A 13,072-nucleotide genomic window follows, 5' to 3' on the forward strand; every position below is an offset into this window, starting at 1 on the left:
GGGGCCCGCTCCCACAGGGATTCAACAGTGTTGGTTCACAGCGCCGCGCCGATACGGCCCTTGCGCAGCGCGTCGATGACCGCATCCTTCGGCCCGTCGGCAACGATCTTGCCGTTGTCCAGCACCAGCAGCCGGTCCACCAGGCTGAGCATCGAGGTGCGGTGGGTGACCAGCAGCAGGGTCTTGCCGGGCACCCAGTTCAGCAGGCGCTGGCGCAGCTGTTCCTCGCTGCTGTTGTCCATGTGGCTGGTGGGCTCGTCGAGTATCAGGATCGGCGGCTCCAGCAGCAGGGCCCGGGCCAGCAGCACGGCCTGGCGCTGGCCGCCGGAGAGCAGCTGGCCGCGCTCGCCCACCGGGCGGTCGAAGCCTTGCGGATGCTGGCGGGCCAGCTCGCTGACGCCGGTCAGTTCGGCCACCTCGAGCATGCGCGCATCGCTGACGTGCCGTGCGCCGAGGGTGAGGTTGTCGCGCAGGCTGCCGGCCAGCAGCGGCAGGTCGTGCGCCACGTAGCCGAGCTGGCTGCGCAGGTCGCTGATATCCAGTTGGCGCAGGTCGAGGTTGTCCAGCAGCACCTGGCCTTCGTCGGGGTGATGGAAGCCCATCAACAGCCGGGCAAGGGTGCTCTTGCCCGAGCCGCTGCGGCCGATGATGCCGATGCGCTCGCCCGGCTTGAGGGTGGCGCTCACATCGTTGAGGGCTGGCGCCGTTTGCCCGGCATAGCGGAAGGTGGCGTGGTTGATGGTGATGCCACCTTGCAGCGCGGTGTGCTCCAGCGCCTGGTGCTCGGCCTCGCGCTCCTGGGGCAGGCTCATCAGGGCATCAGTGCTGCGCATGGTCAGCTGGGCCTGCTGGTAGCGGGTGATCAGCCCGGCGATCTGGCCGAGCGGGGCGAGCACCCGGCTGCCGAGCATGTAGCTGGCCACCAGCGCGCCGACGCTGAGGTTGCCGGCGATGATGCTATACACCCCGGCGACGATCGTCGCCATGCCGCAGAACTGCTGGATGAACAGCGTGCCGTTGCTGGCCAGCGACGACAGGTTGCGGGCATGGGCGTCGAGGCGGGCGATGGCGCCGTTGGTGTGTTCCCACTGGTACTGGCGTTCGCTTTCGGCGCCGCAGGCCTTCAGGGTTTCCAGGCCGCCGAGGGTCTCGATCAGCAGCGCCTGGCGCACCGCGCCGAGGCTCAGGCTTTTTTGCACGGTGTCGCGCAGGCGCACCTGGATGAACAGCGCCAGGCCTACCGCCAGCGGGAAGGCGATCAGCGGGATCACCACCAGCCAGCCTCCGAGCAGGCCGATCACCAGCAGCATCAGGGCCACGAACGGCAGGTCGATGATGCTGGTCAGGGTGACGGCGGTGAGGAATTCGCGCAGACCCTGGAAGTCATGGATGCTCTGGGCGAAGCCACCGATGGTAGCCGGGCGCGCCTTCATGCTCATGCCGGTGATGCGTTCGAACAAGGTGGCGGAGAGAATCAGGTCGGTCTTCTTGCCGGCCTGGTCCAGCAAGTGGGCACGGACCATGCGCAGCACCAGTTCGAAGGCGGTGCCGATGAACAGGCCGGCGACCAGCACCCACAGGGTGGACAGCGCCTGGTTGGGGACCACGCGGTCGTAGGTCTGCATGACGAACAGCGGCACCATCAGGCCCAGCAGGTTGATCAGCAGGCTGGCCAGCAGGGCATCACTGTACAGCCAGCGGGAGTGGCGCAGGGTGTCGCGGAACCAGGCGTTGACCCGCGGGATCAGCGGCGTGCGCACGTCCTCCAGGGTATGCCGGGGGCGGGCGAACAGGGCTTGGCCGCTATAGGCCTGCGCCAGGGCTTCGCGCTCGACCCACTGCTCACCGCCCTCGGCCTCGCAGGGCAGCAGCAATGCCCGGCCGTTTTCGCCCCAGCGTTGCAGCACGGCGCTGCGGCCGTCATCGAGGATCAGCAGCACCGGCAGGTTGAGTGGGGAAATGGCGTCCAGGTCACGCCGCAGCACGCGAGCCTGCAACCCGGCGCGCGCGGCGGCGCGGGGCAGCAGGCCCAGGCCCAGGCGTTGCTCGGCCAGTGGCAGGCCACTGCACAGGCTGGCACGGCTGGCCGTGCAGCCATGCAGCTTGCACAGGATCAGCAGGCCATCGAGCAACGGATCATCAACATCCAGGCGCGGTTGCGCGCTTTGCATACTGGTCACGATGGCCTACTCCTGCCGCGGTGGACGGGAAATGGGCGCTGGCGAAAAGTCCCTTGTCTCGTCAGAACCTAACGCATGTCAGGCAACTTCGCCTCGTTGCGCACTTCGGTCTTGGCGATGGCTTCCGGCGGCAGCGAGATACGCTGCTTGCTCAGCAGCTCGCCCATGGTCGCCAGCACCCGGTACATGGAGAACTCTTCGGTATAGCGCACCTCGGTGTAGCGACGGTTGGCGTTGTACAGCTCGTTCTCGCTGTCGAGCACGTCGAGCAGGGTGCGCTGGCCCAGGCCGAACTGGTCCTGGTAGGCGGCACGCACGCGCTGGGTGGTCTCGGCGTACTCGCGGGCGCTCGGGGTCTGCTTGCGGGCATTGTTCATCGCGTTCCAGGCCAGGCTGAGGTTTTCGTTCAGCTCGCGCAGGGCGTTGTTGCGGATGTCCATCGCCTGGTTGATCTTGTGCGCGTCCGACTGCAGGCGGGCCTTGTCGCTGCCGCCGCGGAACAGGTTGTAGCTGAGCTCGACGCCGGCCTGCCAGTCATTGTTGTCATGCCCTTTCTGGCCGCCGATGTTGTTGTTGGCACCCGTGGCCAGCACTGCATCCAGGCGCGGGTAGAAGGGCGACTTGGCCACTTCGTACTGCTGCTCGGCGGAGCGCACGTCAGCCTGCGCCGACTTGAGGTAGGGGTTGTTCTCCAGCATGCCCTGGCGGGCATTGAGCAGGTCGCCCGGCACTTCGCCCTTGATCGTGACGGGAGTTTCCAGCTCATCGGGCAGGCGCCCGACTACGCTGTAGAAGTTGGCCTCGGCGTCGGCCAGGTCGACCTCGGCGGTGTCCAGGTTGTTTTCGGCCAGGGCGCGACGGGCGCGGGACTGGTCGAGGTCGGCGGTGCTGCCCACGCCGCGTTCGCTGCGCAGGCCGATCTGGTCGTTGACCCGCAGGTGGGCCTGCAGGTTGTTCTTGGCCAGGGTTACCAGTTCACGGCGCTTGAGCACCTCGAGGTAGACCTCGATGGCGCGCAGGGCGATGCTCTCGGCGGTGGCCTGGGTGTAGTAGGCGCGCGAGGTGGCCACCGCTTCGGTGCGGGCGACTTCGTTGGAGGTATTGAAGCCGTCGAACAGCATCTGGCGCAGACGCAGCTCGGATTGGGTGTAGTTGAGCGTTTCCTTGTTGTGGTTACGCGTGCCGTCCGGGTTGAAGCCGCGGGTGTTGGTGTTGTCCGAACGTTGCCGGCCGTAGCCTGCGACCAGATCGACGGTTGGGTAGTACCCCCCGCGGGCGAACTTCACATCCTCGTCGGCCGACAGCCTGCTGTTGCGGCTGGCGCTGATCTCGGGATGCTGGTCCACGGCGTTCTGGACAGCCTCGGTAATCGACATCGCCTGACTGTTGGCACACGCCATGGCCAACAAAATCGCACTGGTGATGGGGGTTAAAGCGCGCATGGGGTACATCTCCCTGGTCTTGAATAATGTCCTGCGATTCGCCAAAAAAATGACGAAAAATTAGAATCAAACCGTTTCAGGTTTGTAACAACAGAGCTAAGAACATTTACCGGGCGAGCTAAGAAGATTTTTTCATAAGATATATGCGAAAAAAAACTTATGCGGTCTAAGGAATCCGGGACATTGTTTCATTCAGGTGGTTACGGGAATTGGCTGGGACAGGCGATTTTCGGGCCTTGGTGAAAGTTCCAGATTTTTTGCAGCTAAGGAGACAGGGGAGGAAGGCGAAAGCGGAATTTGGCGACAAAAAAATGGCACTCAATAATGGCCATTCGCCTCGTCCACTATCGCGGCAGTCGTCACAGGGAGCGTGGTTTCTCACGAACGTGACAGCAACGGTTCCAACAACCATGGCACTCGGAACCTTGCGCACATTACCCGGCACGCCTTGATCTGCGAAAAGCCCATCGGCAGGGGAGGCGTACGCTCATGGCTAAATTAGTCGGTGTGGTCGGCAAGGTAGTCGGCCAGGTATTCGCGGTGGGCGATGACGGTCATCGCCGTCTGTTGGTGGAAGGGGATCGCCTGTTCGCCGGCGAGCAACTGGAGACCGGGAGCGAGGGCGCGGTGGCGGTGCGCTTGCAAAACGGTGCCGAACTGACCCTGGGTCGTGGCAGCAGCCTGGAGATGACCCCCGACCTGCTGGCCGATCGTGCTCCTCATGTACAAGCGCCGGACGCGCAGCCCAGCAACGCTCAGCTCAGTGACGTCGAGCAACTGCAAAAAGCCATTGCCGCAGGCGCCGACCCCACGCAGGAAGCTGAAGCGACCGCGGCGGGCGGCAACCCTGGTGGCGTGTCAGGTGCGCTCGGTGGCGGCCACAGTTTCGTGATACTGACCGAGGTGGCCGGTCGGGTGGATCCCACCATCGGTTTCCCTACGGCGGGCTTCAACGGCTTCCCATTGCTGGCCAATCTCGAGCTCGGTGGGCTCGATGGCAATGACGCGGCGCCCCTGCCGGCCGGCGCGCCACCCGCCGACAATCCGGTCAGCCTCACCGGTCTTGATGTCAGCCCTGCCGAGTTGATCCTGGACGAGGCGAACCTGCCCCAGGGCTCGGCCAGCAACCCTGCGGCCTTGACCCAGTCGGGCAGCTTCACGGTGGTTGCCGCCGATGGCGTGTTCAACCTCAGTGTCGGTGGCATCAATGTGGTCACCGCAGGCGTGGTGACCGGCGTCGGCCAGTCCATCGTCACCGGGCTCGGCAATGTGCTGACCATTACGGGTTACAACCCGGCCACGGGCGTGGTGAGCTACAGCTACACCCTGACCGGCGCGGAACATCATCCGGACGGTGCCGGGACCAATACATTGGGCGAGCAGTTCCCGGTGCTGGTCAGCGACACCGATGGCGATGTGGCCAGCGGCACGCTGGACGTTATCGTTCGTGACGATGTGCCCAGGGCTGTGAATGACAGCAATGCCAGCACCGCCACCGAACAGCATCTGGAACTCAGCGGCAATGTGCTGACCAACGATATCCAGGGCGCGGACCGCATCCCCAGCGGCCCGGTGGTGGCCGGTACCTTCGTCGGCACCTACGGCACCCTGGTGCTGGCGGCGGATGGTTCCTACACCTACACCCTCAATACCAACGATCCGGACTTCAAGAACCTGCACGGTGGCGGCAGTGGGGTGGAGAACTTTACCTACACCCTGAAAGACGCCGACGGTGACACCAGCACCGCGACCCTGACCCTCAACGTCAGCAACCTCAATGACCCGGTGACCCTCGGCGGCCTGGACGTCAATGGCGGCGAGCTGACCGTCTACGAGAAGAACCTGGCTGACGGCAGTGCACCTAATCCCGGTGCGCTGACGCAGAGCGGCACCTTCACGGTGGCGGCGCCCGATGGCCTGCAGACCTTGAGCGTCGGCGGCATCAACGTGGTCAGTGGCGGCGTGGCGGCAAGTTTCCCGCAGTCAATCACCACGGCGCTGGGCAACACCCTGACCATCACCGGTTACAACCCGGCCACGGGTGTGATCAGCTACAGCTACACCTTGCTGGACAACGAGAGCCACGCCAACGGCGGCGGCGCCAACAGCCTGTCCGAGCACTTCACTGTTACCGCCACGGACACCGATGGCAGCACGGCCACTGGCTCGCTGGACGTGAACATCGTCGACGACCTGCCCAAGGCTGTGAACGACAGCAATGCCACCACCGCCACCGAACAGCATCTGGAACTCAGCGGCAATGTGCTGACCAACGATATCCAGGGCGCGGACCGCATCCCCAGCGGCCCGGTGGTGGCCGGTACCTTCGTCGGCACCTACGGCACCCTGGTGCTGGCGGCGGATGGTTCCTACACCTACACCCTCAATACCAACGATCCGGACTTCAAGAACCTGCACGGTGGCGGCAGTGGGGTGGAGAACTTTACCTACACCCTGAAAGACGCCGACGGTGACACCAGCACCGCGACCCTGACCCTCAACGTCAGCAACCTCAATGACCCGGTGACCCTCGACGGCCTGGACGTCAATGGCGGCGAGCTGACCGTCTACGAGAAGAACCTGGCTGACGGCAGTGCACCTAATCCCGGTGCGCTGACGCAGAGCGGCACCTTCACGGTGGCGGCGCCCGATGGCCTGCAGACCTTGAGCGTCGGCGGCATCAACGTGGTCAGTGGCGGCGTGGCGGCAAGTTTCCCGCAGTCAATCACCACGGCGCTGGGCAACACCCTGACCATCACCGGTTACAACCCGGCCACGGGTGTGATCAGCTACAGCTACACCTTGCTGGACAACGAGAGCCACGCCAACGGCGACGGCGCCAACAGCCTGTCCGAGCATTTCACCGTCACCGCCACGGACACCGATGGCAGCACGGCGACTGGCTCGCTGGACGTGAACATCATCGACGACCTGCCCAAGGCCAATCCCGATACGGCCAGTGTCGTCGAAGGCGGCACGGTCAGCGGCAACGTGTTGGACAACGATACGTCCGGCGCGGACGTACGGGCCGATGGTCGTTACGTGGTGGGTGTGCGAGCCGGCTCCGATACCTCGACATCGGCCAGTGGCCAATTGGGCGATCCGGTCCAGGGCCAGTACGGTTACCTGACCCTCGATGCCCAAGGCAACGCCACCTACCACGCCAACCCCAACGCCGTCGCTCCGGCGGGCGCCACGGATGTCTTCGTCTATACCGTGCGTGACAGTGACGGTGACGAAAGCACTACCACCATTACCATCGACGTGCGCGATTGCTCGCTGATCGCCGGCCCTGACAGCGAGGTCACGGTCTACGAGAAAGCACTTGACCTGAACAAGGATGGCAACGACCTGGCGGGCGGCAATGTTACCGGCAGTGAACCGGGCTCCACCGGCGAGACGGCCAGCGGTTCGTTGGCCAGTTCCGTCAGCGGTGGTGTGGGGGGGCTGACCTTCACCCTGGTCGGCAACGCTACCGGCCAGTATGGCCAGATCCAGCTCAATACGGATGGTACCTACACCTACACCTTGACCTCTGCGCCGAACTCGCCGAATCACGTCAACGACGGCCCGAATGTGCTTACGGAATCCTTCACCTACCAGGTCAAGGATTCGCTCGGCAACACCACCACCAGCACCATCGTGATCAGCATCGTCGACGACGTGCCCAAGGCTCACAGCGACTTTGCCAATGTCTACGAAGGCGGCACTGTCAGCGGCAATGTGCTGGTCAACGACGTGACCGGCGCCGATGTGCGGGCCGACGGGCAGTATGTGGTCGGCGTGCGCGCCGGCAGCGACACTTCGACCTCGGCCATAGGCCAGCTGGGCAGCAACGTGGCGGGGCAATATGGCTACCTGACGCTCGATGCCCAGGGCAATGCCACCTATCACGCCAATCCCGATTCGGTGGCACCGGTCGGTGCCACGGACGTGTTCGTCTACACCATCCGCGATGCCGATGGCGACGAAAGCACCACCACGATCACCATCAACGTGCACGACAACTCCCTGGTTGCCTGCCCGGATGACACGGCCAAGGTCTACGAGAAGGCGCTGGACCTGACCAAGGACGGCAACGACCTGGCAGCGGGCAATGTCACCGGCAGCGATCCGCAATCCAGTACGGAAACCACCAGTGGGTCGCTGGCAGGTTCTGTCAGCGGCGGTATCGGTGCCTTGACCTTCACCCTGGTCGGCAATGCCACCGGCCAGTATGGCCAGATCCAGCTGAACGCGGATGGTTCCTACACCTACACCCTGACCTCGGCGCCGAACTCGCCCAACCACATCAACGATGGCCCGAACGTGGTCACCGAGAGCTTCACCTACCAGGTCAAGGATTCGCTCGGCAACACCACCACCAGCACCATTGTGGTCAGCATCGTCGACGACGTGCCCAAGGCCCATAGCGATTTCGCCAATGTCTACGAAGGCGGCACGGTCAGCGGCAATCTGCTGGTCAACGACGTGGTTGGTGCCGATGTGCGTGCCGATGGGCAGTATGTGGTCGGCGTGCGCGCCGGCAGCGATACCTCGACCTCGGCCATCGGCCAGCTGGGCAGCAACGTGGCGGGGCAATATGGCTACCTGACGCTCGACGCCCAGGGCAATGCCACCTACCACGCCAACCCCAATGCGGTGGCGCCAGCCGGTGCCACGGACGTGTTCGTCTACACCATCCGCGATGCCGATGGCGATGAAAGCACCACCACCCTCACCATCGATGTGCACGACATTTCGCTGGTGGCCTGCCCGGACGAGACGGCCAAGGTCTACGAGAAAGCCCTGGACCTGACCAAGGACGGCAACGACCTGGCAGCGGGCAATGTCACCGGCAGCGACCCGCACGCCACCACGGAAACCACCAGCGGTTCGCTGGCAGGCTCGGTCAGCGGCGGTATCGGTGCCTTGACCTTCACCCTGGTCGGCAATGCCACCGGCCAGTATGGCCAGATCCAGCTGAACGCGGATGGTTCCTACACCTACACCCTGACCTCGGCGCCGAACTCGCCCAACCACATCAACGATGGCCCGAACGTGGTCACCGAGAGCTTCACCTACCAGGTCAAGGATTCGCTCGGCAACACCACCACCAGCACCATCGTGGTCAGCATCGTCGACGACGTGCCCAAGGCCCATTGCGACGTGGCTTCGGTCAAGGAGGGGGCCAGTGTCAGCGGCAACGTGCTGGACAACGACGTGGTCGGAGCCGATGTGCGTGCCGACGGGCAGTACGTGGTCGGTGTGCGCGCCGGTTCCGACACCTCTACCTCGGCCATCGGCCATGTCGGCGACACCATCGTCGGCCAGTACGGCTACCTGACCCTGGACAGCCAGGGCAACGCCACCTACCACGCCAACCCCGACAGCGTGCCGGCCGCCGGCGCGACCGACAGCTTCGTCTACACCATCCGTGACGCCGACGGCGACGAGAGCACCACGACCATTCGCATCAATGTGCAGGACAGCAAGCTGGTGGCGTGCGAGGACAACGACGTCACCGTGTACGAAAAAGCCCTGGACCTGCACAAGGACGGCAATGACCTGGCCGCCGGCACCGTCACCGGCAGCGATCCGGGCTCCACTGGCGAGACGGCCTCCGGCAGCCTGGTCGGTTCGGTCCAGGGCGGCGTCGGCGCGCTGACCTACAGCCTGGTCGGCAATGCCGTGGGCCAGTACGGGCAGATCCAGCTCAATGCCGACGGTTCCTACACCTATACCCTGACCTCGGCGCCGAAGACCCCGGGGGGGGCCAACGACGGCGCCAACACGGTCAACGAGTACTTCACCTACAAGGCCACGGATGCCTTGGGCAACAGCGTCACCAGCACCCTCGCCATCAACATCGTCGACGATGTGCCGACGGTGCAGTGCGCGGTACGCAGCATCACGCCCGGCCAGGTGGACTCCAACATCCTGCTGGTGGTGGATGTGTCCAGCAGCATGGCGGCAAGCTCCGGCGTGCCGGGGCTGACCCGCCTGGAACTGGCCAAGCAGGCGATCAATGCCTTGCTCGACAAGTACGACGAGATGGGCGACATCAAGGTGCAGATCGTCACCTTCGGCACCGGTGCGCAGGTGCAGACCCCGGTGTGGGTCACGATTGGCGAGGCCAAGAACCTGATCGCCGGGCTCAGCCCAGGTGGCTCGACCTACTACGATTCGGCGGCGACCAAGGCCCAGGAAGCCTTCGCCACCACCGGCAAGCTGGTAGGCGCGCAGAATATCAGCTACTTCTTCTCCGACGGTGAGCCCACCAATGGCCATGCCATGACCGCGCCACGGGAAGCCGCCTGGGAATCCTTCCTCGACAGCAACGGCATCAAGTCCTACGCCATCGGCATGGGCAGCGGGGTCAACGAGGGCAACCTCAATCCGCTGGCCTACGACGGCAGCAGCCATACCGATACCAATTCGGTGGTGGTCACCGACCTCAGCCAGCTGAGTGCGGTGCTCTCCGGCACGGTGCAGGGCGCGCCGATTACCGGCAGCCTCATGAGCGGCGGCGATTTCGGGGCTGATGGCGGCTTCATCAAGGCGCTGCTGGTCGATGGCACCACCTACACCTACGATCCGAAGGCCAATGCTGGGCAGGGCGGTTACGCGGCCAGTGGCGGCGCGGACAAGGCCTCGTTCGACACCGTGAGCAACAGCCTGAACATCAAGACCAACGTGGGCGGCACCCTGGTGGTGAACATGGACAACGGCGAGTTCACCTACACGCCACCGAAGGACAACGGCAGCGGTCAGGTGGAGAAGTTCGGCTTCACCGCCAGCGACAACGACGGCGATACCCGCAGTGCCAGCCTGACGATCAACATCAACAGCAATGGCGCGCCGGTCGCGGGTGCCGACCACATCATCACCAATATCAAGGGCGCCACCCTGACGGTGCCGGCAGAGGCGCTGCTGGCCAATGACCGCGACCCGGACCACGACACCCTGAGTGCCGCGCCGACCACCTTCAATACCAACTTCGCCGACAAGGGCGCAGGCTTCACGGCGGGCACCCAGGCGCAGACCATCAAGTTCGACGCCACCGCCAACAAGGCCGAGAACCAGTTGCGCGACCTGGCCCGCAGCGAGTTCACCAGCCTCAACGGCAGCATGACCGCTGCCCTGGTGGTGGCTGGTTACCTGGGCTCGATCAGCACCGCCAATGCCAACGACGAGGACACCCTGACAGTGACCCTGCGCAAGGGCGAAACCCTGACCCTCGACCATGACCGGCCTGCGGGCAACCTGCTGATGGAATGGAAGGATGCCAGCGGCAGCTACCAGACCATCGCCGATGGCGGCAGCTTCACGGCCACCCATGACGGGGTGTACAGCATCCATGTGATCAATACCGAGAACGCCGCCGGCAACAGCAAGGCTGCCGAGAACTACAAGCTGAGCCTGGTGGTGGACTACAGCAATGCCAGCAACGAGGACTATCACGGCAGCTACACCGTCAGCGACAACCATGGCGGCTACGGCACCGGAGCGGTGGATATCACTTACCAGGCCGGCAACACCCTCACCGGCACCGGCGGTGACGATGTACTGCTGGCCGGGGCCGGCGATACCACCCTCAACGGTGGTGCCGGCAACGATGTGCTGGTGGCGGGGGCGGGCAACAACAGCTTGCACGGTGGTGATGGCGACGACCTGCTGATCGGTGGTCCTGGCAACGACCTGCTCGACGGCGGAGCCGGCAATGACACTGCCAGCTACGCCAAGGCCACCGCCGGCGTGATCGTGGACCTTGGCCATGTCGGGCAGCAGAACACCGTCGGCGCCGGGCTGGACACCCTCAGCGGTATCGAGAACCTGATCGGCTCGGACTACAACGACACCTTGACCGGCAATGACGGTGACAACCTGCTCAGCGGCGGCGCGGGCAACGATGTGCTCAAGGGCGGCGCCGGCAACGATATCCTGATTGGCGGGCCGGGCAACGACACCCTGACCGGTGGCAGTGGCAACGACAGCTTTGTCTGGCAGAAGGGCGATACCGGGCATGACACCGTGACCGACTTCACCCCGGGCAGCGATCGCCTGGATCTGTCGCAACTGCTACAGGGCGAGAACGCCACCAGCGCCTCGCTGGACGACTACCTGCATTTCAAGGTCAGCGGCAGCGGCGTCAATGTGGTGTCGACCATCGAGGTCAGCAGCGTCGCTGGCGCGGCTCCGACCCAGACCATCGACCTGGCCGGAGTGGACCTGGCGCAGCATTACGGGGTGTCGGCCGGGGCGGGAGGGCTGATCGCGGCCGGGCATGACACCGCGACCATCATCAACGGCATGCTCAATGACCATTCGCTGAAGGTGGATACGGTGTAAGCCAGCAGCCCATCGCGGGGCACTGCCCCGCGATGGCGTCACTGTGGCCGGTGCAAGGTCTTCTGCCTGAGGATCCAGGCGCTGACCAGCACCGCGCTGGTCAGCATGAACGCCCGCGCCCAGAACAATGGCACCAGGTAGCAGGACAGCCCGATGCTGGCCCACATCAACCCGATTGCATAGACCTTGCCCTTGAGCGGAATCCCCTCACCGCTGAGGTAGTCGCGGATCCACGGCCCGAGTTTCGGGTGGTTCACCAACCAGTGGTGAAAACGTGGCGAGCTGCGGGCGAAGCAGGCCGCCGCCAGCAGCAGGAACGGGGTGGTGGGCAATACCGGCAGGAAGATCCCCGCCACCCCCAGCGCGACGCTGAGCCAGCCGGCGGCCAGCAGCAGGTAGCGCACCACCTCGATCAGTGGTGGCGTGGCTTGAGCAGGGCGGGCTTCTCTTCGGGGGCGTGCAGCAGCAGGAACAGTGCGCTCAGTGCCTCGGGGATCTGCACGATCATGTCGTCCTGCAGGTTGGCGTTGCCGGCAATGTCGGCGAACTCGGGTTGTTCGTCGAACAGGCCCGAACCGACCATGATCGGCAGGAGCATTTCGCTGACTTCTTCCTCGGCGTTCTCGAACCAGGCCTCTTCACGCAGGAACACGCCCTCCATGAAGCCGATGCACCAGCCGCGCAGGTCGGAATCGTCCGGCTCTTCGGTCAGGTCTAGTTCACAAGGCAGGTCGAATTCCTCGTCGCTGGCCAACTGGCGGGCGATGTGGCCCTTGAGCGCGACCAGGGTGGCCTCGATCTCGGTGCGCTGGGCATCGCTGGCGTAATGGGGCTCTTCGGCGAACAGCGCGTCGATCCATTCGCGTTCTGGAACTTCCTCGGAGCAGATCGACAGCGCGGTCAGGTAGCCGTGGGCGGCGACGTAGTCCAGCGCTTCTTCGTGCAGCTCATCGGCGTCGAGGAAGGCTTGCAGGCGGGTCAGTTGCTCGGCGAAGGACATTACAGGGCTACCTTGGGGAATAAACGATGCTGAATTCTAGCACCTTGCGGCGCTCGCGGGGCAAAGCGAACGTCTGTCACCGGGGCATGCCGGGGTACGCGGCAGTCGGGTATACTCCG

The 13,072-nt window shown here is 64.5% G+C and carries 5 protein-coding genes; 1 reads left to right on the forward strand and 4 read right to left on the reverse strand.

Translation table 11 applies throughout. The features are described 5' to 3' along the window. Positions 1-35: 35 nt before the first annotated feature. Positions 36-2,171: a type I secretion system permease/ATPase gene (locus ACODS9_RS16985; protein WP_489094358.1), complete on the reverse strand. Its 2,136-nt coding sequence runs from the start codon at positions 2,169-2,171 to the stop codon at positions 36-38. A gap of 77 nt (positions 2,172-2,248) precedes the next feature. Continuing rightward, positions 2,249-3,622: a TolC family outer membrane protein gene (locus ACODS9_RS16990; RefSeq protein ID WP_046857706.1), complete on the reverse strand. Its 1,374-nt coding sequence runs from the start codon at positions 3,620-3,622 to the stop codon at positions 2,249-2,251. A gap of 489 nt (positions 3,623-4,111) precedes the next feature. Between ACODS9_RS16990 and ACODS9_RS16995 the strand changes: the two genes are divergently transcribed. Next, the gene (locus ACODS9_RS16995; RefSeq protein ID WP_489094342.1) at positions 4,112-11,953 is read left to right on the forward strand and encodes a retention module-containing protein; all 7,842 of its coding nucleotides are present in this window, start codon (positions 4,112-4,114) and stop codon (positions 11,951-11,953) included. A gap of 38 nt (positions 11,954-11,991) precedes the next feature. Here the strand turns inward: ACODS9_RS16995 and ACODS9_RS17000 are convergent, their stop codons facing one another. Both ACODS9_RS17000 and ACODS9_RS17005 read right to left on the reverse strand, forming a co-directional pair. Continuing rightward, entirely contained in the window at positions 11,992-12,357 is a 366-nt protein-coding gene (locus ACODS9_RS17000; protein WP_489094343.1) for a YbaN family protein, read from the reverse strand. Between the two features lie 8 nt (positions 12,358-12,365). After that, positions 12,366-12,953, reverse strand: coding sequence for a YecA/YgfB family protein (locus ACODS9_RS17005; RefSeq protein ID WP_023630694.1), 588 nt, complete (start codon positions 12,951-12,953; stop codon positions 12,366-12,368). Positions 12,954-13,072: the final 119 nt, after the last annotated feature.

The organism is Pseudomonas sp. FG36 (assembly GCF_057809275.1).

Excerpts from the sequence above, each read along its gene's own strand:
- ACODS9_RS16985 (WP_489094358.1), bottom strand. The coding sequence starts at position 2,171 with ATGCAAAGCGCGCAACCGCGCCTGGATGTTGATGATCCGTTGCTCGAT.
- ACODS9_RS17005 (WP_023630694.1), bottom strand. The coding sequence starts at position 12,953 with ATGTCCTTCGCCGAGCAACTGACCCGCCTGCAAGCCTTCCTCGACGCC.
- ACODS9_RS16995 (WP_489094342.1), top strand. The coding sequence starts at position 4,112 with ATGGCTAAATTAGTCGGTGTGGTCGGCAAGGTAGTCGGCCAGGTATTC.
- ACODS9_RS16990 (WP_046857706.1), bottom strand. The coding sequence starts at position 3,622 with ATGCGCGCTTTAACCCCCATCACCAGTGCGATTTTGTTGGCCATGGCG.